The organism is Scopulibacillus cellulosilyticus (assembly GCF_042665295.1).
GTDB lineage: Bacteria > Bacillota > Bacilli > Bacillales > Sporolactobacillaceae > Scopulibacillus_A > Scopulibacillus_A cellulosilyticus.
The window spans coordinates 1-21,756 of record NZ_JBHTCO010000014.1; the positions used below are offsets into that span (position 1 = coordinate 1).

The 21,756-nt window shown below is 39.0% G+C and carries 21 protein-coding genes and 1 riboswitch; of the genes, 14 read left to right on the forward strand and 7 right to left on the reverse strand.

Annotated features, from left to right (window positions below):
- The first annotated feature begins 150 nt into the window (after nt 1-150).
- Complete coding sequence (hutH, locus tag ACFQRG_RS11275; RefSeq protein ID WP_380966050.1) at nt 151-1,665, forward strand: histidine ammonia-lyase; 1,515 nt, start codon at nt 151-153, stop codon at nt 1,663-1,665.
- A 304-nt stretch (nt 1,666-1,969) separates the two neighbouring features.
- A complete protein-coding gene (locus ACFQRG_RS11280) occupies nt 1,970-3,361 on the forward strand; it encodes an amino acid permease (protein WP_380966329.1) in 1,392 nt (463 codons plus the stop codon).
- 76 nt (nt 3,362-3,437) lie between these two features.
- Here ACFQRG_RS11280 and ACFQRG_RS11285 read toward each other — a convergent pair whose 3' ends face one another.
- Complete coding sequence (locus tag ACFQRG_RS11285) at nt 3,438-3,611, reverse strand: hypothetical protein (protein WP_380966051.1); 174 nt, start codon at nt 3,609-3,611, stop codon at nt 3,438-3,440.
- An 84-nt stretch (nt 3,612-3,695) separates the two neighbouring features.
- Between ACFQRG_RS11285 and ACFQRG_RS11290 the strand changes: the two genes are divergently transcribed.
- On the forward strand, nt 3,696-4,454 hold the full coding sequence (locus ACFQRG_RS11290) for a fumarylacetoacetate hydrolase family protein (RefSeq protein ID WP_380966053.1): 759 nt from the start codon (nt 3,696-3,698) through the stop codon (nt 4,452-4,454).
- 118 nt (nt 4,455-4,572) lie between these two features.
- On the opposite strand, the gene ACFQRG_RS11295 is transcribed toward ACFQRG_RS11290, so the two are convergent.
- On the reverse strand, nt 4,573-5,997 hold the full coding sequence (locus ACFQRG_RS11295) for an amidase (protein WP_380966055.1): 1,425 nt from the start codon (nt 5,995-5,997) through the stop codon (nt 4,573-4,575).
- 194 nt (nt 5,998-6,191) lie between these two features.
- On the opposite strand from ACFQRG_RS11295, the gene ACFQRG_RS11300 reads away from it, so the two are divergent.
- Nucleotides 6,192-6,662, forward strand: coding sequence for an Hsp20/alpha crystallin family protein (locus tag ACFQRG_RS11300; protein ID WP_380966056.1), 471 nt, complete (start codon nt 6,192-6,194; stop codon nt 6,660-6,662).
- Between the two features lie 306 nt (nt 6,663-6,968).
- On the opposite strand, the gene ACFQRG_RS11305 is transcribed toward ACFQRG_RS11300, so the two are convergent.
- A complete protein-coding gene (locus tag ACFQRG_RS11305; RefSeq protein ID WP_380966057.1) occupies nt 6,969-7,481 on the reverse strand; it encodes a hypothetical protein in 513 nt (170 codons plus the stop codon).
- 83 nt (nt 7,482-7,564) lie between these two features.
- On the opposite strand from ACFQRG_RS11305, the gene ACFQRG_RS11310 reads away from it, so the two are divergent.
- The 4 genes from ACFQRG_RS11310 (at nt 7,565) to ACFQRG_RS11325 (ending at nt 11,863) form a co-directional block, all read left to right on the forward strand.
- Nucleotides 7,565-7,768: a hypothetical protein gene (locus ACFQRG_RS11310; protein WP_380966058.1), complete on the forward strand. Its 204-nt coding sequence runs from the start codon at nt 7,565-7,567 to the stop codon at nt 7,766-7,768.
- An 82-nt stretch (nt 7,769-7,850) separates the two neighbouring features.
- On the forward strand, nt 7,851-8,279 hold the full coding sequence (locus ACFQRG_RS11315) for a spore germination protein (RefSeq protein WP_380966331.1): 429 nt from the start codon (nt 7,851-7,853) through the stop codon (nt 8,277-8,279).
- Nucleotides 8,280-8,540: 261 nt separating this feature from the next.
- Nucleotides 8,541-9,338 (forward strand): HoxN/HupN/NixA family nickel/cobalt transporter, encoded by a 798-nt coding sequence (locus ACFQRG_RS11320; protein WP_380966059.1) that lies wholly within the window; start codon nt 8,541-8,543, stop codon nt 9,336-9,338.
- A gap of 2,315 nt (nt 9,339-11,653) precedes the next feature.
- Nucleotides 11,654-11,863 (forward strand): hypothetical protein, encoded by a 210-nt coding sequence (locus tag ACFQRG_RS11325; protein WP_380966060.1) that lies wholly within the window; start codon nt 11,654-11,656, stop codon nt 11,861-11,863.
- A gap of 151 nt (nt 11,864-12,014) precedes the next feature.
- Here the strand turns inward: ACFQRG_RS11325 and ACFQRG_RS11330 are convergent, their stop codons facing one another.
- Nucleotides 12,015-12,623: a DNA-3-methyladenine glycosylase gene (locus tag ACFQRG_RS11330; protein WP_380966061.1), complete on the reverse strand. Its 609-nt coding sequence runs from the start codon at nt 12,621-12,623 to the stop codon at nt 12,015-12,017.
- 139 nt (nt 12,624-12,762) lie between these two features.
- On the opposite strand from ACFQRG_RS11330, the gene ACFQRG_RS11335 reads away from it, so the two are divergent.
- Both ACFQRG_RS11335 and ytkD read left to right on the forward strand, forming a co-directional pair.
- A complete protein-coding gene (locus ACFQRG_RS11335) occupies nt 12,763-12,951 on the forward strand; it encodes a Fur-regulated basic protein FbpA (RefSeq protein ID WP_380966062.1) in 189 nt (62 codons plus the stop codon).
- Between the two features lie 238 nt (nt 12,952-13,189).
- Nucleotides 13,190-13,675 (forward strand): RNA deprotection pyrophosphohydrolase, encoded by a 486-nt coding sequence (ytkD, locus tag ACFQRG_RS11340; RefSeq protein WP_380966334.1) that lies wholly within the window; start codon nt 13,190-13,192, stop codon nt 13,673-13,675.
- 59 nt (nt 13,676-13,734) lie between these two features.
- Here the strand turns inward: ytkD and pckA are convergent, their stop codons facing one another.
- Nucleotides 13,735-15,303, reverse strand: a complete 1,569-nt coding sequence (pckA, locus tag ACFQRG_RS11345) for a phosphoenolpyruvate carboxykinase (ATP) (protein ID WP_380966335.1) — start codon at nt 15,301-15,303, stop codon at nt 13,735-13,737.
- Between the two features lie 324 nt (nt 15,304-15,627).
- A riboswitch (SAM riboswitch) is annotated at nt 15,628-15,765 on the forward strand.
- 119 nt (nt 15,766-15,884) lie between these two features.
- On the opposite strand from pckA, the gene metK reads away from it, so the two are divergent.
- On the forward strand, nt 15,885-17,084 hold the full coding sequence (gene metK / locus ACFQRG_RS11350; RefSeq protein WP_380966063.1) for a methionine adenosyltransferase: 1,200 nt from the start codon (nt 15,885-15,887) through the stop codon (nt 17,082-17,084).
- 44 nt (nt 17,085-17,128) lie between these two features.
- On the opposite strand, the gene ACFQRG_RS11355 is transcribed toward metK, so the two are convergent.
- The gene (locus ACFQRG_RS11355) at nt 17,129-17,647 is read right to left on the reverse strand and encodes a gamma carbonic anhydrase (RefSeq protein ID WP_380966064.1); all 519 of its coding nucleotides are present in this window, start codon (nt 17,645-17,647) and stop codon (nt 17,129-17,131) included.
- Between the two features lie 139 nt (nt 17,648-17,786).
- Here ACFQRG_RS11355 and ACFQRG_RS11360 point away from each other — a divergent pair, with 139 nt between their 5' ends.
- From ACFQRG_RS11360 to ACFQRG_RS11370, 3 genes are all read left to right on the forward strand, one after another.
- Complete coding sequence (locus tag ACFQRG_RS11360) at nt 17,787-18,602, forward strand: alpha/beta hydrolase (RefSeq protein ID WP_380966065.1); 816 nt, start codon at nt 17,787-17,789, stop codon at nt 18,600-18,602.
- Entirely contained in the window at nt 18,589-19,653 is a 1,065-nt protein-coding gene (locus ACFQRG_RS11365) for a tetraprenyl-beta-curcumene synthase family protein (RefSeq protein WP_380966066.1), read from the forward strand. The genes ACFQRG_RS11360 and ACFQRG_RS11365 overlap by 14 nt, the downstream gene beginning before the upstream one ends.
- Before the next feature lie 177 nt (nt 19,654-19,830).
- The gene (locus ACFQRG_RS11370; protein WP_380966067.1) at nt 19,831-21,282 is read left to right on the forward strand and encodes a SulP family inorganic anion transporter; all 1,452 of its coding nucleotides are present in this window, start codon (nt 19,831-19,833) and stop codon (nt 21,280-21,282) included.
- Nucleotides 21,283-21,339: 57 nt separating this feature from the next.
- Here the strand turns inward: ACFQRG_RS11370 and ACFQRG_RS11375 are convergent, their stop codons facing one another.
- Complete coding sequence (locus ACFQRG_RS11375) at nt 21,340-21,510, reverse strand: hypothetical protein (RefSeq protein WP_380966068.1); 171 nt, start codon at nt 21,508-21,510, stop codon at nt 21,340-21,342.
- Nucleotides 21,511-21,756 lie beyond the last annotated feature (246 nt).

The window sequence follows — 21,756 nt, forward strand, 5'->3', positions numbered from 1 at the left end:
TTGGTTTTAAGCGTTATGATCGTTTACGATTACGTGTTTTATTACATCATCAATATAAATCAATGGCATATCAGTTAGGTTAAGGAGTAGGAGCTATTACTCCTACCCCAACATTTGACGTAGAACCTTTATAAGAAAGCGGTGACCGCAGTGGTTATTTTAGATGGAGAACATTTAACATTTGATCAAGTAGAAAAAGTATTGAATGATGGAGAGATGATTAAGGCGTCGGAAGAAAGTATGGCGCGAGTCGTCAAAAGCCGGGAAGCTGTTGAGAAAATCGTTAATGAAGGAAGAGTTATTTATGGGATTACGACAGGATTTGGCAAACTAAGCGATGTATATATTCCTTCTGAAGATGTTGAAGATCTGCAAATCAATTTAATCAGAAGCCATGCCTGCGGTGTTGGCGATCCTTTTCCTGAAAAAGTCAGCCGGGCAATGATGCTTCTAAGGGCTAACGCTTTATTAAAAGGCTTTTCAGGTGTTCGTCCAGTTTTAATTGAAAGATTAATAGAATTAGTTAATAGCAACATCCACCCGGTTATACCTCAGCAGGGCTCATTGGGAGCGAGCGGTGATTTAGCCCCGCTTTCACATTTAGCTTTGGTATTGGTCGGTGAAGGTGAAGTGTTCTATAAAGGTGAGCGGCAGCCAACGGAAAAAGTCTATCAACGATTGGGGATTTTCCCGTTAACATTAACAGCCAAAGAAGGATTAGCACTTATCAATGGTACTCAAGCGATGACAGCGCAAGGAGTTGTCGCTGTTATGGAAGCTATCCAATTGGCAAAACAATCTGAAGCTATTTCCGCTTTAACTATCGAAGCGCTTAACGGCATTGTTACGGCCTTTGATGAATCTGTTCATAAGGCAAGAGGATACCAGGAGCAAATTGATGTTGCTGCTAGACTTCGGGAATATTTATCCGGCAGCAGCCTTGTAACTGAGCAGGGTGAATTAAGGGTTCAGGACGCTTATTCGCTTCGCTGCATCCCGCAGGTTCACGGAGCAACATGGCAAGCACTAAATTATGTGATTGAAAAACTGCAAATTGAAATGAACGCGGCCACAGATAATCCGTTAATATTTGATGATGGCGACAAAGTTATATCAGGCGGGAATTTTCATGGACAGCCGATAGCTTTAGCGATGGATTTCTTAGGTATTGCTATGGCAGAGGTCGCCAATATTTCCGAACGTCGTATCGAGCGTCTCGTTAATCCGCAGCTTAATGATCTGCCGCCGTTTTTAAGCAAAAATTCGGGTCTCGAATCAGGAGCGATGATTTTACAATATGCAGCCGCTTCACTCGTGTCTGAAAATAAAACATTAGCCCATCCGGCAAGCGTTGATTCAATTCCGTCATCAGCGAACCAGGAGGATCATGTCAGTATGGGGACGATTGGCTCCCGTCATGCCTATCAAATCATACAAAATGTAAGAAGGGTTTTAGCAATAGAATTATTCTGTGCAATGCAAGCCTTGGAATTTAGGGATAAAGACAAGATGGCAGAGCGGACCAAAGCCGTTTATTTAAAAGGAAGAGAACAGGTACCTGCCGTTGAACATGATCGTGTATTTTCAAAAGATATTGAAAAACTTGCCGGCTGGTTATTAACAAATGAATGGAAGCAATTATTTTTAGAAAGTTTGAAACTATAAGGATGACATAAATAAAAAAAGGGTGTTTTAGAAGACACATTAGATAAATCCGTATCATACTATTGATGAATCATGATACGGATTTATCATCTTATATAACAGAATCTTTAGAGTTTTAAAACCCAAAAAATGAGAGCCCTTACATCAACTATTATGAAAGAACAATTTAAACTGCATTGTACTATTAATTATTATTAGGAGGGGAATCTATTTGCCAAATCAACAGTTAGAACAAATTCCGGAAACCAAACAAAATCAGTCATCAAATACTTTACAAAGAAAATTAAAGGCCCGGCATTTAACAATGATTTCTTTAGGAGGAGCGATAGGAACCGGTCTTTTTCTTGGAAGCGGCCCGGCTATTCACACGGCTGGTCCGGGCGGCGCTTTAGTTGCTTACATCGTTATTGGCATTATGGTTTACTTTATCATGACAAGCCTTGGTGAACTGGCTTCGTTTATGCCGGTAAGCGGTGCTTTCAGTACGTATGCAAGCCGCTTTATTGATCCAGCCCTTGGGTTTGCACTCGGTTGGAACTATTGGCTGACTTGGGCGATGACACTGGCTGCCGAACTGTCCGCTTCAACAATGGTTATGAAATTTTGGTTTCCTCATAGTTCTACTTTACTTTGGAGTCCTTTATTCTTGATCCTGCTTTTCCTGTTAAATTATTTATCTGTCAAAGGGTACGGTGAAGGGGAATATTGGTTTTCGCTGATTAAAGTGGCAACCATTATCATTTTTATCATTGTCGGTATATTAATGATAATTGGAATTATGGGAGGAAAGCCGATAGGATTTACAAATTTTACAGTTGGTCATGCCCCGTTTGCAGGCGGTATTATGGGAACTTTAGGTATTTTTATTGCAGCCGGTTTTTCTTTTCAAGGCACAGAAATTGTTGGCGTCGCTGCAGGTGAAAGTGAAAATCCTGCAAAAAATGTACCGCGTTCCGTGCGCAGCATCTTCTGGCGTATTTTACTGTTTTATTGTCTCGCAATTTTTATTATCGGATTGATTGTTCCTTATACGAACGGCAGTCTGGAGGGCGAAACGGTAATGGTCAGCCCGTTTACGCTTGTTTTTAAGAAAGCTGGACTTGCCTTTGCGGCTTCCGTTATGAATGCGATTATTCTAACGGCTGTATTATCCGCAGGCAACTCAAGTCTTTATGTAACTAGCCGGATGCTGTATGCAATGGCAAAGGATGGACTTGCTCCGCGCTTTTTCACGAAGCTTAACAAGCGGGGGATTCCCGTTTGGGCATTAGTTGTCACTGCATTGGTCGGAATTCTTGCTTTTTTATCTTCCATTTTTGGCGATGGAATCGTTTATGTTTGGTTAATGAATTCAGTTGGTGTCACAGGGTTTATTTTTTGGCTTGGCATAGCTGCCAGTCACTATCGTTTTCGAAAAGCATTCATTGCTCAAGGTTATTCATTAAACGATCTCCCTTATCGCGCCAAATTATTTCCTTTCGGTCCTATTTTTGCTTTCATCCTTTGCTTAGTCGTTTTATTAGCTCAAGACTACCAAGCATTTCTTGGAAATCATATTAATTGGGGAAGTGTTATCGCCGCTTATCTGGGCATCCCATTATTCCTGGTATTGTGGTTTGGTTATAAGTTTATAAAGAAAACAAAAGTCATACCGTTAGAAGAATGTAAAATTGATTTCGATGAACATAGGGTCTGACCCTGTGAACGTGTGGATAATGTGGATACCGGAGATAAGCAGGTTTTAAGGATAAGTAAAAGGACACTTGCCCGTTTTACAGGGAAGTGTCCTTTGCACTGCTTTTTGAATATGAAATTTCTTGTTCTTTTTTATTTTGACATTCAAAACAACGAATACGGTGGTTCTCCAAAACAATCCCTTGTAAAAACCCTCCTGCACAATAAACTGTTTTATCACAGTCGATGCATTTTCCAACCGGTTCTTTCATATCAATCATTCCCTTTAGGTAGAATTATTCTAATATTATGATAAGATAGAACTGTTCATGTGTATAGAGAAAGGAGATTCGATTATGAATTATTGCAGATTTTTACATAATGGTCAGGTTAAATACGGAAGGGTTGATGACAGCCGCGTTATTGAACTGGCAGGATCTTTTTTTGAGGATGAGTCTCATGTTCCGACAGATCAAGTCCATAACCTTAATGAGGTCAAACTGCTGGCACCTGTCGAACCTAAGCAAGTCGTTGCTATAGGATTGAACTACAGCGATCATGCCAAAGAGCAAAACAAAACACTTCCGGAAGAACCAATGATGTTTATGGTATCTCCAAGTGCTGTTATCGGGCCTGAAGAAAAAATCGAACTTGCCCGTGATCACCATCGTATTGAATACGAAGCCGAACTTGCGATTGTCATTGGGAAAGAAGCTTATCGAGTAAAGCAGGAAGAGGCGTCTGATTATATTTTTGGCTATACTTGTGCAAATGACGTTTCGGATCGGGATTTACAAAAGAAAGACAGCCAATTTACAAGAGCGAAATCATTTAAGACTTATAAGCCAGTCGGTCCTTGGATCAGTACAAGCGTCCAGCCGAAACAGTTATCAATATCCCTTAAACAGAACGGAGAATTAAAACAGAATGGCAATACAGAAGATATGATTCATTCTGTCCACAAGATTATCGAAACTGTTACAGAAGTCATGACGCTCTATCCAGGGGATATCATTCTTACCGGAACGCCGGCTGGAGTCGGACAGCTTAAATCAGAAGATAATATTGAAGTTAGCATCGAAGGTATTGGAAGATTGAAAAATACTGTCTTATAAAGTGAAACTTCCATCAGCCTAAACTTCAGCGCTTAAACTCAATTTTTGAGGCGGGAGTCTTACGGACGGTTGCACCGGGATAAAAAACGCGAGGCCAATGCCCCGCGTTTTTTCATCATCAAGATTCAATTATTTCTAAACTCTTTGGAGAAATGATTTCCATCCATTTTGCAAATTGTAAAAGTTCTATATCACCAAGGCGTCGTCCGGCTGCTTGCATGCCAATTGGTAAATTTTCGTTATTAAAACCGATTGGAATGGAGATGGCAGGGTGACCCGTTAAATTATAGATTTGGGTCATTACCCAATCAGAATCAGGTTTGATTTGTTTTCCATTAATCATCTCGGGACCTTCTAATTGATAATCAAAGGCCGTAACGGCAAGTGTCGGCGACAATAAAATATCATAATCTTTAAATATTCTTTGCATAGCATGCCATACCAGAGCCCGGTAGCTTTCAAGAGATTTAAATTCTACGGCCGATAATTTTCTGCCTCTTTCAATCATTTTAAGAAGGCCTGAAGATATTTTATCCTTGTGCTTGTCCGCTAAATCCCCGCAGCCGGCAGCTAAGCCGACTGTCCAAAGCTGTTCAAAGTAATCAATAAAATCCGGTAAGTTCTTTTGTAAATTAATTTGAACAGGTTCTATTTTGAGCCCCTCAGATTCCAACTCGGCAATTTTATTTAAAAATACTTCTCTGACATCAGAATCTATTTCGTACATGCCAAAATCTAAAGTCCAGCCAATTTTAAATGACTTATAGCAATTAAATAATGCTTCAAATGCTGATTCCTTGGACGCAGGTAATGAAAAAGGATCCGTGTCCGATGCGCCTTTAATAACATCAAACATAAGCGCAGCATCATCAATCGTACGGCTTAAGGTCCCGTAATGAACAAAAGGTTCATGATTGCCGTAAATCCCATCAAGATGGTTATCATAAGGAACAACACCAAAGCTTGGCTTAAAACCAAATACTCCGCATAAGGAGGCAGGGATACGAATAGATCCGCCGCCGTCACTTCCCTCCGCCAAAGGAACAAAGCCGGCTGCAACGGCAGCGGCTGATCCGCCGCTGGATCCTCCGGTTGCTTTCTCCATATTAAAGGGGTTGCGTGTCGGGCCAAATAAGGGATTATTTGTTGTTGCTTTGCAGCCAAACTCCGGTGTGTTGGTTTTACCCATAATAATGGCACCGGCATTCTTGAGACGTTTTACAATAGTTGCATCCCGGTCTGGAACATGATCGTGGTAGACGGCACACCCATAGGTGGTTCTAAGCCCTTTTGTATTCGTTAAATCCTTGATTGCAACGGGAACACCTTCTAATGGGCGTAATGGATGATTATAATAGTAAGTATTTTCCGCCTTTTTTGCTTGGACGATAGCTTCTGCCCGGTTTAGTGTCACAAAGGCGTTAAGCTCCGGATTAAGTTGTTCGATGCGTTTATAAAGTGCATCAACTGCTTCAACGGGAGAGAGTACTTGAGTTTTGTACATATTTATGAGTTCTGTTGCCGATAATGAGTGAATATTCATCTATGTCCACACCTTTTTAAGCACGTGAATTTAAAATCATTTCATCTATTATATCAAAAATAACAGTCCATGGATGATTTGAATTTAGGGAAATCCTTTTAAATAGGCACCTATATTGATCTATAACATACTATAGGTTAAAGAAAGCATTAGGCATTTAGTTTATAAAAAAAAGCGGTAAAGAGGGGGGAAAAATGAATAATTTTAACCCTTGGGATCTATTTCAAAAAGAGTTCTCGAAACATCAAAAAGGCTTTGGAGGGCCGGGAAACGGTGCAAATAATGGATTCGATTTGTCGTGGATTAATGATTTGACTAACAATATTTTAGAGCAGACAAAATCACAATTTAACACTAATTTTGATTCAAATATGAACAGGGGATCTGGTGAAAAACATTATGAACCAGACATTTTTGAAACACACAATTTGATTATTGCCCGAATACCAATTCCAGAACAAACGAATCCAGAGGACATTAAAGTTTTTTTTGATACAAACAAAATCTTTATTCAGGGTATAGAAATGAACAGAGATCTATATGTTGATCTTCCATCTAACGGCTTTGCACAGGGCAGCAATGCTATTATAAAAGATCGCTTTTTGGAAATTAAAGTTCCGAAAAAGAACCCTATGTTCTCAGAAATTAAAGTTGATATATTATAAGAAAAAAGCAATATGATAAATGTTTTAAAAATTGGCTGGTCGTGTGTTGTTATTCCAAGACATCACATGGCTAGTCTTTTTTTGCTTAAAAAAGTCCAATTTCAATGACAGGTTGTCCAAAAACTTTTAATAAGTTAAGACAGCCATGTTAGTAATCGACGCAGTGCAAAGCGGGACTGTGAAAGTATGAGTGAGTGATTTTATATTCTTGGGTACAGGGATTAATCGCCGCGCCGCAATTAGAACACGGTATTAATGGGTTAACCTCCTGGTTAAACCCATTAACTACCTCACATTATATAAACCTTAAGTTTCATCCATATTTATTTCTGTTAATGGCTCAGGCCCTTTTTTAAGCATGCGGATCTCCAGAATGTTGCTTTTGTATTCCGCTTTTGCAAATTTAGGGCGGACGGGAGAAGGAAGAGGAATTTTTAAACCATTCGGATCATTGGGCAAACCTTTCACATACAAATGATAAGTGTCCATATAAATTCTTGGATGAGCCCGCTCATCTGTCTGATCAACTGGTATTCTGGCAATAACAAAATCGTGGGTTTCAAATACTTGATAATTAGATGAAGATTGATTTCCGGCTGCTTGAGATGAACGATTCATCTGTTGATTTGATTGGTTTTGTTGATTTTGCTGATTCTGCTGATTTTCCGGGTCTTTTAAGAAGTCTGGGAAAGCCTGTTGTATGGAATCATTAACCATTTTTTGAATATCAGTTCCGTTAAAAGGAAAGCCTTGCATGAACGGTTGTTTCATATTATCAACATAAGACTGAACATCATTTGGATTTGAAAAAGGAAACATCTTTTTTCCCTCCTTCATTTTTTGAAATAAATTTTAAAAAAACTAATAGACATATAATAAAAACTTTTTTAAAGGAGCTATCAATGAAATTTAAATTTGATGACCTTAAGATCGAGCAAGTGTCAAAATCCTCAGGTGTTTTTTCGGGCGAAAATTTCCAGGACAGCTGGTCTTCAATCGGTAAAGTAAATCATGGCTTTGGAAATGTTTCTGGTTTAAACAATAAATCTGAAAATCATATGAATATTGTTAATGACCAAGACAACCAAGATGTTCATAAAGAATAAGCCATTTCTATATTAATTTATTCCTTAAGCAAACAAAGGTGCGGATAAATTCATTGAGTTGGGAGGTTAAATAATCGTGGGCATGCTTTCTCCCTCATTCTTTATCGGGCAAATACGGGTTGGATCAATCAGCGATGCTTCGGTCTTGAACATGGGAAATAACTTCCCGACTCATTTCGAGAGCAATAAAAAGCAAAATCAAGGTTTTGGCAGTATTACAGGCGATAATAACAGTATCGAAGGAATACGTGCTTTACTTAATGATCCGGATTTTGTTGATATGCTAAATCAATCTGAAATGGGCCAGCTTCCGGAGTGGCTGCAAGAAGCTGTCGGCGGTACAGAGCATGTTGATATAGGCGATGATGAAGAAGATGAACAGAATACTCAAGACAATCAAGATGCCAAAGGGGAAGCTCAAGATGATCAAGAGGAAGCTCAAAATGAACAAAGTGAACAAAATAATCAACACGAACAGTTTACCGAGGACGATCTCGATTATTTTGAATAACATTTAAAAATCAATATGTATATAAAAAAAAGATGTCCCGCCGTAAAAATGGCAGGACATAGATGAAAGTGTGTTGGGGTTAGGGTTGTTATTATATTACCCATCTATTTTTTTTTTTAAACCTATATTATAAACTTTTCCTTTAATACTATTACGATTAACATAAAATTTTAAAAGGACTTATCCTTATTTAATGAAAAATTAATTATTATTTGGGATAAGACATAGATTAGAAAAAAGGAAATTTTGAGGGGGGAAAAAGTGGAAACATTATCTCTAATTCTCTTAGTTTTTATTCTTGGAATTCGTCATGGGCTGGATGCTGACCACCTTGCTTATATTGACGGTGTCGCCCGGCATAATTGGCGGAAAAACAGTCCCTTTGCCCGCTGGGTGGGAACATTTTTTTCATTTGGCCATGGACTAATTGTCGCTTCTATAGCTGTCATTCTTGGAATGGTCAGTCAAACTTTCAAGTACCCAAGTTATTTTGATACGATTGGAACCTGGATTTCTGTTTTATCTTTATTTCTTATCGGAACTCTTAACATTTATAATCTCCTACATACTAAAACCAAAGAATACGAGCCAACAGGCATTAAAGGAAAAATGGTTCCAAAAATATTTAGGGAAACGACTAATCCTTTATTTATCATTTTAACCGGTATCGTTTTTGCGGCAGCTGCAGATACGGTGAGCCAAACAGCTGTTTGGGCATTAGCTTCCACTCATTTTGCAAGCTACATGCCGATTATTTTGGGCGTTACCTTCATGGTTGGTATGATGTTAACTGATACAGCAGATTCCTTGATTACCTTTCGTATGATCAGTCAATCTGGAAAAATGGGGCAAACAGCATCTAAAATAATGGGATGGGTCATTGTTGTTCTTGCATATGGGGTTTCACTTTACGAAGCCGTGACTTATTTCAAACCTTCTTTAGAAATTAATTTTGAATTGGTTGGCGTTATCCTATTCGTTATTATTGTTTGCGTTTATATTTCATTAAAACTTAGAAAGGGTAATCAACTATACAAGGATTCAGATTTCTCTAGTTAAATCTCTAATTAAATGCGGTATTCTTTTCTAAAAAAAGTCTGAAATGAAGGGATTGCTTATGTTTTGGAGAAGAAAAAACAATGATCATAAGCTTTTAGAACTAGAGAGAAAGATTGAAGCAATAAGAAATTTGTTAATGGAAAAGAAACATGAGACCAATCATCATGTGGTTTTGGACAATAGGCATTCATCCCAGCCGCAAACCAGAAATCAAACGAATAAAAATCCGGAATTAGAAAGAACGCTTAATACGATAAAGAAAATAGAGTCAGACAAGAAAAAGGAATTAGAAAGAACGCTTGAAACGATAAAAAAAATGGAGTCAGGCAAGAACAAGGAATTAGAAAGAACAATTGATGCTATAAAAAAAATCGATTCGGACAAGAGAACTGAATTAGATAAGAAATTAGAAAAGGTTGAAAACTTATTAACCAAGCTGGGCAGTAAAGCTTTTACTTATGAAGTAACGGTTGAAAATTTACATGTCCATGATCCAAAGCTTGAAAGTCTTACATTCTCTTTTGATGCTTTAGACGTAAAAGAAGTCAGCGGCGCCTTAAATTTAGGTAATAATTTTGGTGTGAAAGTTGATCAAACGGGAAAGAAAAAGGATCAAAAAAAGAAAGGATTACCATCCGGGGGATCAGACAGGCAAGATCATTCGCCAAGTATTAATTTTAAAAAGAAAGAAGAATCACCGCAAAAACAGAATGACCAATCTTCGAAAAAACATCATGACAATGATCAAAAATCCTCAAATCAATTGAGAACACAAGATAAGAAAAATACTGTAAAACAGACGGAATCTCCATCAAAACAAAAGGCAACCAGAAAATTAGAAGACTTTAGAATTCATTACGATGTAGGCGGCAATAAAGAGGAACCAAAAACTAAAGCAGCTAAAACACCTAAAACACCTGAGAACCCGCCGCCAGTAAGGACAAATGATAATCTGGAAGATTTCAGAATTCATTATGATATAGAAGATGAGAAAGAAGCGCCAGAAAGAAAAACGGCGTTAACACCAAAGAACCCGCCCACATTATCTCCAAACGATAAGACAGAAAACGTAAGTCCTAATGAGAATAAAAAAGACAAAAGAGACGCCCTGAAAAGAGAAGCGGTACCGACACCAAAGAAACCTGCGCCATTATGGCCGGATGACAAACCGGAAAACTTAGGTACACATGAGAATAAAAAAGACAGGAGAGAAACCCCGAAAAGAAAAGCGGTACCATCGCCAAAGAAACCTGCGCCATTATGGCCGGATGACAAACCGGAAAACCTTGGTATTCATGAGAATAAAAAGGACAGGAGAGAAGCCCCGAAAAGAGAAGCGGCACCAACACCGAAGAAACCTGCGCCATTATGGCTGGATGACAAACCGGAAAACTTAGGTACACATGAGAATAAAAAGGACAGGAGAGAAGCCCCGAAAAGAGAAGCAGTACCGACACCAAAGAAACCTGCGCCATTATGGCCGGATGACAAACCGGAAAACCTTGGTATTCATGAGAATAAAAAAGACTGGAGAGAGACCCCGAAAAGAGAAGCGTCAACGACACCGAAGAAATCTGCGCCATTACGGCCGGATGACAAACGGGAAAACTTAGGTACACATGGGAATAAAAAAGACAAGAGAGCAGCCTCAAAAAGTGAGGAGGCACCAACACCGAAGAGCCCGTCGCCAACAAAGCCAATTAATACACTCGAAAAACAAAATGTTCATCATGTAACAAAAGATATAAAGCAATCGTCTGTTCAAAAAGCATTCAAACCGCCGACTGTTAAAAAGAGCGGTACAGTTCAAACTCCTGTTAATAAACAAGATCTAAAAGACAGGGCTAAAAAGCTGGAAATAGGCGAAAAGCCGGAGGATATGTCTTATACCGAAACGGATCAAAAGAAACGGGAGCTAAGTAAAAGCGATCATTCAAAAGATGGAAAAAAGGTATCAAGACCGGCGATAAACAAAAAAGCGTTGAACAGCAAGACAAATGAAGCATCTGAAAAACCTCAACAACCATACATTAATCATGCTTTAAAGGACAAAAAGGATACAAAAATTACAGGCGAAAAGTCTTCAAAATCATCACCGGCTAACATGAATCAAAAAGACCAGAAGCCGGCCGGAAATTCCAACCTCAAAGAAAGCCCGAATCCGTTAAAGCAATTCACCCAATCTAACAGCCTTACACCAGCCAGGGCGGAACAGAAGATTAAAGAGTTAAGCAGTAAACAGCCAAAAGAAGANAGAAGAAAAAGAAATAACAAATGAAGAGAAACTTCGAAAAACATGGATTCCATCTGCAAATTTGCAAGAAAAGTTAAGCCATAAACCTTATCTTAATGCCAATAAAAATGGAAAGCTAAAAGATACGAACCGTGAACTAAATGAAGAAATTCACGGCAAACAAGCCCGGAGAAAATCCAACAAACAAAATAAAAATCCTGAACCTTATAATGTCAAAAACAGAAATGCCGGGTTTAATACTCGTTTTGATCCTTCAAAAGATAAAAAGTAATTTTATCCCGGCGCTACCGTCCGTGAGGCTTCCGCCTCAAACTTAAAATAAGCCGCTGAAGTTTAGGCAGGAGATACTGGACGGCAACACCCCGATTTGTTCGGCTAACCGTCAGCAGGGGATAAAAACACCCCGCTGATGGAGTCTCACTTTATACCGAAACAAAAGGATTATCCTTAATCCAAAAACGCCAAGGGTAATCAATCGCTTCTTGGGCGTAATTAATATTAATTCTTGGCCCTGAGGCAATTTCGCTGTCACAGAGTTGATAATTGCTGTCAGATAATGACAGCGGCGGTTGAGTGAGATGGTGCCCGTACAGCGACATTGTAATACCCATTGCTTTTGTTAATTTACCTGGTCCATTTGTTAAAAGTTTCTTTTTTGATAAAGTTAATGGTTGAGTTAATATTTTTCTTCTCTTGCACATAAGGTCAATCCCGTCAGTTGGTTCTAAAGCCCGAATTAGGATAGCTTCGGGCTTTTCTTTTGGCCCGCTGACAATATTAAGGCAGAGATGCATGCCATAAATAAGATAAATGTAAGCGAAACCCGCTTCCCCATACATAATTTCTGTCCGTTTGGTACGTTTTCCTCCAAAGGAATGGGCAGCACGATCTTCAGGGCCCATATATGCTTCAGTTTCAACAATCACTCCGGACGTTGTTCCTTGATCCGTTTTATGAATAATTGTTTTGCCTAATAATGCTTTAGCAAGGTCCAATGTCGGACGATGGAAAAATCCATTGGTTAGATTCATAAACACTTCCGTCTCCTTTTGAACATAATCTTATTATATTAAAAATTCTAGATAACCATCCATTTAACAGTAGACTTGTCTATATTCATTAATAATTGGCCATAATGATTAAAAATATGGTTGAAGCGGTGGTTAATAAATGGAAAAAAATTTATTGCGCATGGCGGTGGAAACACGGAAAAAGCGCTTAATTAACAATTTGATATTAACTAATACATACAAGTATGATAGAAATGAGCTTCATCATTTAACTTTGACAGAACTCGAGCAAGAATGGGAGCGCTGCAGGCATTTCAATTCTGAAGTTCAATTTAAATCTCATCATTAATCAAACTTGCCAATCGGCAAGTTTTCTTTATACTATCGGTATATCTTGGCAACTTAGAAGCAAATTCGACGCAGTTGCCAAGATAAGGTCGATAGTATAAGTGCATCTAAACCTCTGTCTACGCCCTTCAGGCTTGCCAATCGGCAAGTTTTCTTTATTTCTGGATAAAAATTGGACAATAACAGTGCAACTTGCTTAAAATAAAATTGGGATACTAACAGGATGGAGTTAAAAAATGATGGATTCATTTACTTTTGAAGATTTTTATCAAAATCAGGTTACATTTTCCTTTAAAGATCATCCTTTTTCAAGCTCGCCAAAACATGTTTGGGTCATAAGCCGTTTCCATAATCAGTGGTTGTTAACTCAACATCCGAGAAGAGGATGGGAATTCCCGGGTGGAAAAGTGGAAAAAGGGGAGAATGCTGAACAAGCGGCCGTTCGCGAAGTGTATGAAGAAACCGGTGCAGATGTCTTAGATTTGTATTATATTGGTCAATATAAAGTGGACGGAAAAAGCGGGGTAATTATTAAAAATGTCTATTATGCAACCATTGGGCAAATTAAACTTAAAGATAATTACCTTGAAACAAATGGACCAATACTTATTCATGAGATACCAAAAGATATTAAGCATTCTAATCAATACAGCTTTATGATGAAGGATAATGTACTTCAATACAGCCTGGAACGCATTTGTGAAAAGTTTTTAAAAAAGCCTTAGGGTCGGTACCCTAAGGCTTTTGATAATATGTTATTCTAAGAAGATTCAGGGGCAATAATTTATCTAGGTCCGGCTGCTTTAATTTCTTCAGAGACATGTTTGAATTTCTTGAAGTTGTCTTTGAACTTTTTGGCAAGCTCGCGGGCCTTTTCTTCGTATGCTTCTTGGCTTGGCCAAGTCTTGCTTGGCTGCAGGACATGATCAGGAACACCTGGGCAATGAAGCGGAATATTTAATCCGAAAATAGGGTCGAGCATTGATTCTTCGTTACTTAGTTCACCGTGTAATGCAGCTTGAACCATCGCTCTTGTATAGGCGAGATTAATACGTTTGCCTTCACCGTATGCACCGCCGGTCCAGCCGGTATTAACGAGATAAACGTCCACTTGATGACCGTCAATTTTTTCTCCAAGCATACTAGCGTATTTTGCTGCTTCTAAAGGTAAAAATGGTGAGCCGAAGCATGTAGAGAAAGTCGCTTCAGGTGAAGTAACGCCTCTTTCTGTACCTGCTAATTTGCTCGTATAACCTGATAAGAAATGGTACATTGCTTGCTCTTTTGTAAGTTTGCTAATCGGCGGCAGAACACCAAAAGCATCAGCTGTTAAGAAGATAATGGTGTTAGGATGGCCGGCAAGGCTTGGTAAAATAACATTCGGTACATTGTGAATGTCATAAGCTGCACGTGTATTTTCCGTATATTTATTATCATCGTAATCAGGTTCGCGGGACTGTTCATCAACAACGACATTCTCTAAGACAGAACCATAACGAATGGCATTCCAAATTTGCGGTTCTTTTTCCTCAGACAAATGAATTGTTTTGGCATAACACCCGCCCTCAATGTTAAATACACCGCTGGCAGACCAGCCATGCTCGTCATCACCAATAAGCTTTCGGTTTGGATCATTTGATAATGTTGTTTTGCCGGTTCCTGAAAGACCAAAGAATAATGCCACGTCACCCTCTTCGCCAACGTTTGCGGAACAATGCATAGATAGGATGTCTTGATTTGGCAAAATGTAATTCATAACGCTGAATATTGACTTTTTCATTTCTCCGGCATATTGTGTACCGCCAATTAATACAACGCGTCTTTTAAATGATATGATAATGAATGCTTCAGAGTGTGTGCCATCAACTTCAGGATCGGCTTTAAAGCCTGGTGCCGAGACAATCGTGAACTCAGCGCTGTGAGTTTTTAATTCTTCAGCTGTCGGACGGATAAAAAGCTGTTGGGCAAATAAATTATGCCAAGCGTATTCATTGACAACTTGCAATGATAGGCGCGATTCAGGGTCTGCCCCTGCAAAACCGCGGAAAACAAAGCGTTCTTCTCTTTTTTTCAGATAATCAATCACTTTGAAATATAATTTCTCGAAAACACTTTCATCAATAGGCTGATTGTTTCCCCAGTCAATTGTACCTTCAATTTCCGGCTCTTTTACAATAAACTTATCTTTAGGGGAGCGTCCAGTATATTTTCCGGTATTTGCCGCCAGGGCACCGGTATTTGTTAAAATGGCTTCTTTTTTCTCTAAAGCTTTCTCGATAAGGTGTGAAACCGATAAATTCATATACGTATGATCTAATTTTAGGCATTCATCTAATTTTGAAGTAAATGGCATTGTTTTCATAGTTAAAAACCATCCTTTGTGTTAATTTCAATCCTTTATAAGTTAGAATTAGTATAACATATTTTATTCTTTAGTCCATACTAATTGCGAATTATTTTTAAAAAATATACGTTGGAACATATAAATGGGTATTGTCCTAAGTAAATGGGGATTTTTGATGGTTATTTCAGATATAATAATGATATCTCTAATTTTTCAATCCAACATATTTAACTATCTAAATAGTATAACCTAAAATATATTAATTGTATTTAGACAATTTGATTGTTTATTGACAGTTGTTGTCGCCTGCGCTATTCTTAGTAAAAACGGCTGCTCTTATCCTGAGTAGGTGGAGGGACAGGCCCTGTGAAACCCGGCAACCACCCGGCGCCTAAATAGCGTAATCAGCGCAGTTCTGAGTGCTGGGAACGGTGCTAACCTGCAAGGTTAGTTCAACCTTGACGATAAGAGGCGAGAGTTATAATGTCCTTGTCCTCAGTTGGAAAGGGCTTTTTTCATGCAAATTTTCAGGGGCACGAGTACCGTTTTCATAACATATTATTTCATTATTATATTTTGGGAGGATTAGGATGACAAAAAAATATTCTAGACGTTTGTTCACTTCTGAGTCTGTAACAGAAGGCCATCCTGATAAGATTTGCGACCAAATTTCGGATGCCATTTTGGATGAAATCATTAAGAGTGATCCAAATGCGCGTGTCGCCTGTGAAACTACAGTCAGTACAGGATTGGTTCTAGTTGCTGGAGAGATTACGACTTCAACCTATGTTGACATACCTAAGGTTGTCAGAGAAACAGTTCGTGAAATTGGTTATGACCGGGCGAAATACGGTTTCGATTCAGAAACTTGCGCGGTATTAACATCAATTAATGAACAATCTCCTGACATTGCCCAAGGCGTTAACCAGTCACTTGAAGCGCGTGAAGGCCAAATGACTGATGACGAAATAGAGGCAATTGGCGCAGGTGACCAAGGGCTGATGTTCGGCTTTGCTGTTAATGAAACACCTGAATTAATGCCGCTGCCAATTTCGCTTTCCCATCAGCTGTCAAGACGCCTGGCTGAAGTGAGAAAGAACGAAACAGTTCCTTATTTAAGACCGGATGGAAAAACACAAGTAACTGTTGAGTATAATGAAGAAGGAAAACCTGAACGTGTTGATACAATCGTTATTTCCACTCAGCACCACCCGGAAATAACATTAGAACAAATTAAAGAAGATCTTATCAACCACGTCATTAAACCGATCGTACCTGAAGAATTAATTGATGAAAATACAAAGTATTTTATTAATCCGACAGGGCGATTTGTTATCGGCGGACCTCAAGGCGATGCCGGTTTAACAGGCCGTAAAATCATTGTTGACACTTACGGGGGATATGCCCGTCACGGCGGCGGTGCTTTCTCCGGAAAAGATGCTACTAAGGTTGACCGTTCCGCGGCTTATGCAGCGCGTTATGTCGCAAAAAATATTGTTGCGGCCGGATTAGCAGATAAATGCGAAGTCCAACTTGCTTATGCTATTGGTGTTGCAGAGCCGGTATCTATCTCCATTGATACTTTTGAAACCGGCAAGGTAACCGAAGAACGCCTTGTTGAACTTGTTCGCAAACATTTTGACCTTCGTCCGGCAGGTATTATTAAAATGCTTGACCTTAGAAGACCTATTTATAAACAAACAGCAGCTTATGGACACTTCGGCCGTACTGATGTTGATTTGCCATGGGAACAAACAGACAAAGCCGAACTTCTTAAAACCGAAGCTTAAAAAAGCAAGAGGAGCTGATCACAATCAGCTCCTCTTTTTATAAACTACTCTTCTGTAATCTGCCTTTTATATGCCTGCCCTTTTTCGACATATTCACGGCGGATCCTTGCCATGTCCTGGATATCTGCTTCATTTAAAGGCCGGATGACCTTTGCAGGACGTCCAAAAGCCAGTACATTCGGAGGGATGACTTTTCCTTGAGGAACAAGGCTTCCCGCACCTATAAATGCCCCTTCTCCAATTTCTGCGCCGTCAAGGATAATAGATCCCATGCCAATCAAACAATTCTTACGTAAAATCGAACTATGAATGGTCACCTGATGACCGACTGTCACATCGTCTTCTATGATAAGCGTACGATTAGGGCTTTGGTGCAGCATGCTTAAATCTTGAATGTTAACCCTGTTGCCAATACGCGTCGGTGCGACATCACCGCGTATAACCGTTCCAAACCAAATGCTCGATTCTTCCCCAATCTTGACATCACCGCTGATAACAGCATCCGGCGCAATAAATGCGCTTGTTGAAATTTCAGGGTAAACCCCATTGTATGGTAAGATCATATGTATTCACCTCCTGATAACTTAGTATAATAAAGTAAAGCCTCTATTAATGGGAGGGTTTTTTCTCCCGCTAACGGTTAGCAGAACAAATCGGATAAAGAAAGTATGAAAAAATTATAACATATAAGGGGTGGCACAAGTGTGGGCTTGGGAAACCAAAAATGTGCCTAAAGGCGTTATCGTCATTGTTCATGGTTCCGGCGAGCATCATGGGCGTTACCAGTGGCTAAGAGATCAATGGCTGAATGCGGGATTCCATGTTGTCATGGGGGACTTGCCCGGCCACGGAAAAAGCCCGTCAAAAAAAGGACATATCGAAAGCTTTAATGAATATATTAATTCAATTGAATTTTGGGTAAAGGACGGAAAAAAGTTTCAGCTGCCATTATTTCTTCTCGGCCACAGCCTGGGCGGATTGTCGATAATAAGAATGTTGCAAGAAAAAAGAATACACGTTCAAGGTGTTGTTTTATCTTCGCCTTGCTTAGGGCTTACTTTTCCTTTTCCGGCACTGTTAAAGAAAACAGGATATTTATTAAACGAAATAGCACCGGAATTATTAATTCCTACCAAAAGATCGGCAGGCAACAAAAAGGCAACCCGTAATGAAGAGGTTTTAAAAAGAGATGCTGAAGACCCTCTTATGCTTACAAAAATTTCAGCGCGGTGGTATTGGGAATTAGAAACTGCGATGGAAGAAGCTTTTCAAAATATAGATAAATTCCCGGACCTTCCTATGCTTATTTTACAAGCAGGAGATGATAAAATAGTTAATAAGCATTCAGTTAAAGAATGGTTCGACTCTTTAAATATAAAAAATAAGACCTATAAAGAATGGCCTGGTTTATACCATGAAATATTTAATGAACCCGAAAGAAAAACTGTTTTTCAACATGCTTTAACATTTATCGAAAACAATATGTCGTCTGGAGGACTGTTTAGTGAAAATACCTAAAAAACCTTTTGGAATGATGACACAAATTTATCGAAAAGTTCTTCCAAATGTACATCAGGAATTAGAGAAGTGGAAAGAAAAAGCAATGGCTATACCGGATGAAGAGTTGAGAAAGCAAGCCTTGGCAAGTATTCAAACCAAAACTTTTCACTGCGAAGGCGGTTCAATTTACAGCCTTCTTGCTAAAGATGAGTATCAAAAGGTTATCCGCTTTATTGTTGCTTATCAAACAATCAGTGATTATCTTGATAATCTTTGCGATCGAAGCGTTTCACTTGATCCGGCGGACTTTCGGGCATTGCATGAATCAATGCTTGATGCGCTCACTCCAGGTGCAGATCTTAAAGATTATTACCGGTTCCGCAAGATAACATCTGATGACGGCTACTTGGCTGACTTGGTTAGGACATGCCAAGATTTTTTGAAACATTTGCCGTCTTTAAAAGATATTCAGCCGTCTCTCCATGAATTGGCAGGTTTTTATTGTGATCTCCAAGTACATAAGCATGTTAAGCAGGATCAGCGGGTGCCAAGGCTGCAAGAGTGGTTTCGCCGGTATCAAGAAAAATTGCCGGAAATGAGCTGGTATGAATTTTCTGCCTGCTCCGGGTCAACGCTTGGAATCTTTTGTATCGTTTCATATGCAGCTGGTCAACATCATATGAAAGACTTGGCCATTCAGCTGAAAGAAGGATATTTCCCCTGGGTGCAGGGATTGCATATTTTATTAGACTATTTTATAGACCAAGAAGAAGACAAACAGGGCGGCGATTTAAATTTTTGTTTTTATTATGAAAGCGAAGAAATGATGATGGACAGATTCAATCATTTTATTGAACAAGCTGATGAAAGCATCTCAAATCTTCCCGATGTTAATTTCCACAAGATGGTTAACAGAGGGTTATTAGGTATTTATTTAGCTGACAAAAAAGTAGCCAAACAGCAGCAAGTTCGCATCCTGGCAAGGAAGATTATGAAAAAGGCCGGCGGTGCCGGAATGTTCTTTTTTATTAACGGCTGGCTATATCGCCGTTTTAAGCCAAGTGTATAACTTGTTTTACTAAATGATATGAGAAAAGGCTTCTTTCTTAACAGGGGGAGGCCTTTTTACTTTTTTCGTCTATACAAATCTTGTATTCTATGATAGGATATTTTGGTTACAAACGGCCCCGGCTTTTGTGAGAGTCAAAAGTCAATGTTGATAAAAATTAATATGAGGTGATAGTGTTTGAACTTTGCGGCAATTAAACAAGAATGGTTTTCGAATGTCAGAGCAGACTTTTTATCAGGATTAACAGTTGCTTTTGCACTTATCCCGGAAGCTATCGGCTTCTCTATTATTGCCGGTGTCGATCCTATGGTAGGGCTTTATGCATCTGTTTGTATTGCCATTGTGATTGCCTTTACGGGAGGACGTCCGGCGATGCTTTCAGCAGCAACCGGTTCAACGGCCGTCCTGATGGTCTCACTGGTCCATGATCACGGAGTGGAGTATTTATTTGCAGCCACGATCTTAACAGGGATTATTCAAATTGTGTTTGGGGTACTGAAAATTGGACGCCTGCTTTCATTCCTGCCACAAACCGTTTTGACCGGTTTTGTAAATGCATTGGCCATTATCATTTTTATGGCACAGCTCCCTCAATTCGTTCATGCTAATTGGATGATGTATGCGATGTTAGCTGGTACATTGGCTATCGTTTATTTGTTTCCTTATGTCACAAAGGCTGTTCCATCTGCATTAGTCGCCATTATAGTTATGACCATTATTAGTTTTGCCTTTAAGTTTGATTTAAAAACCGTAGGAGATATGGGCCATCTTAGCAACGCCCTTCCAGTCTTTCATATTCCATCTGTTCCCTTATCATTAAATACCCTTTTTATCGTATTTCCTACTTCCTTAGCGATTGCAATTGTCGGGCTGACCGAATCATTGGTCACAGCTACAATCGTTGATGAAATGACGGAAACGCCATCGAATAAAAACCGTGAAGCAAGGGGCCAAGGCATTGCGAATATTGTCTCCGGATTATTTGGCGGCATGGCAGGATGCGGTATGATTGGGCAATCGGTTATTAATGTAATGTCCGGGGGAAGAAAACGGCTGTCAACCTTAGTAGCGGGTGTATTCCTATTAATCCTTATTATTCTATTAGGGAATGTTGTAAAGCAAGTGCCAATGGCGGCATTAGTAGGGGTAATGATTACTGTTTCTGTCGGTACTTTTGATTGGCACTCTGTTCGGCATTTAAATAGATACCCGTTATCGGAAGCGATGATAATGATTTTAACTGTCGCAGTCGTTGTTTATACAAAGAATTTAGCAATAGGTGTTGTGTTAGGTGTCGCTTTATGTGCGATTGTATTTGGCTGGAAAATGGCTCATATTAAGATTTCTTCTAAAACCGAAGGAAATAAGAAAACTTATATCCTTTCTGGGCAAATGTTTTTTGGAACGTCAAGCCGCTTTATATCAGAATTTGATTATGAACAAGACCCTGATGATATAGAAATTGATTTTACCCATTCTCATATTTGGGACCATTCCAGTGTAACAGCCATTGCAAAAGTGGTCAAAAAGTATAAAGGTAATCATAAAAAAGTGACGCTAATAGGACTTAATGAAGAAAGCACTAAAATCATTAAACGGGCAGGGCTGGATTCAGCCGGCAGTTATTAAGTAAGTTTCATAGGAAATCTAACATTGGAACAATCCAACTTAGATTTCCTTTTTATTTTAAAAAAAATGGAAAAAGGATGAAAAGGCAGCTCTGCAGCCTTTAAAAAAACGGTCAATGTGATCAGGTTTCTTCTTTAAATACTCTTCTTTTAACTCTTTCAAAACGTCTTCTCTCTGCTGGGATAATAGTTCATATGCTTTACGGCGGTACTGATAATCCATCATCATATTCCATCTCCCTTGTCATAATTGAAAACGCTCTCTAAAGTAAAAATAACATAATTGAATCTCGTTTTACAGTGTAATAAAATGTTTTTTCTAAAAACAGGAAGTTAAATGATTCATATTATTCCCTAAAAAGAAGAAAGGTACACCTTTTATTCATATTCGTTAATTAAGTAAAACTATGTTGTTAATTTTTCTTAAATCCATTTATAATTTCCCGCCAGTTTAAGCATCATAATCCATGTATAG

What these genes read in the sequence shown, in the direction of transcription:
- ACFQRG_RS11375 (WP_380966068.1), bottom strand. Translation starts at nt 21,510, where the DNA reads ATGATGATGGATTATCAGTACCGCCGTAAAGCATATGAACTATTATCC.
- ACFQRG_RS11310 (WP_380966058.1), top strand. Translation starts at nt 7,565, where the DNA reads ATGAAATTTAAATTTGATGACCTTAAGATCGAGCAAGTGTCAAAATCC.
- ACFQRG_RS11295 (WP_380966055.1), bottom strand. Translation starts at nt 5,997, where the DNA reads ATGAATATTCACTCATTATCGGCAACAGAACTCATAAATATGTACAAA.
- ACFQRG_RS11355 (WP_380966064.1), bottom strand. Translation starts at nt 17,647, where the DNA reads ATGATCTTACCATACAATGGGGTTTACCCTGAAATTTCAACAAGCGCA.
- ACFQRG_RS11305 (WP_380966057.1), bottom strand. Translation starts at nt 7,481, where the DNA reads ATGTTTCCTTTTTCAAATCCAAATGATGTTCAGTCTTATGTTGATAAT.
- pckA (WP_380966335.1), bottom strand. Translation starts at nt 15,303, where the DNA reads ATGCCATTTACTTCAAAATTAGATGAATGCCTAAAATTAGATCATACG.
- ytkD (WP_380966334.1), top strand. Translation starts at nt 13,190, where the DNA reads ATGGATTCATTTACTTTTGAAGATTTTTATCAAAATCAGGTTACATTT.
- ACFQRG_RS11315 (WP_380966331.1), top strand. Translation starts at nt 7,851, where the DNA reads ATGCTTTCTCCCTCATTCTTTATCGGGCAAATACGGGTTGGATCAATC.
- ACFQRG_RS11280 (WP_380966329.1), top strand. Translation starts at nt 1,970, where the DNA reads ATGATTTCTTTAGGAGGAGCGATAGGAACCGGTCTTTTTCTTGGAAGC.
- ACFQRG_RS11300 (WP_380966056.1), top strand. Translation starts at nt 6,192, where the DNA reads ATGAATAATTTTAACCCTTGGGATCTATTTCAAAAAGAGTTCTCGAAA.
- ACFQRG_RS11285 (WP_380966051.1), bottom strand. Translation starts at nt 3,611, where the DNA reads ATGAAAGAACCGGTTGGAAAATGCATCGACTGTGATAAAACAGTTTAT.
- ACFQRG_RS11335 (WP_380966062.1), top strand. Translation starts at nt 12,763, where the DNA reads ATGGAAAAAAATTTATTGCGCATGGCGGTGGAAACACGGAAAAAGCGC.
- ACFQRG_RS11330 (WP_380966061.1), bottom strand. Translation starts at nt 12,623, where the DNA reads ATGAATCTAACCAATGGATTTTTCCATCGTCCGACATTGGACCTTGCT.
- ACFQRG_RS11290 (WP_380966053.1), top strand. Translation starts at nt 3,696, where the DNA reads ATGAATTATTGCAGATTTTTACATAATGGTCAGGTTAAATACGGAAGG.
- metK (WP_380966063.1), top strand. Translation starts at nt 15,885, where the DNA reads ATGACAAAAAAATATTCTAGACGTTTGTTCACTTCTGAGTCTGTAACA.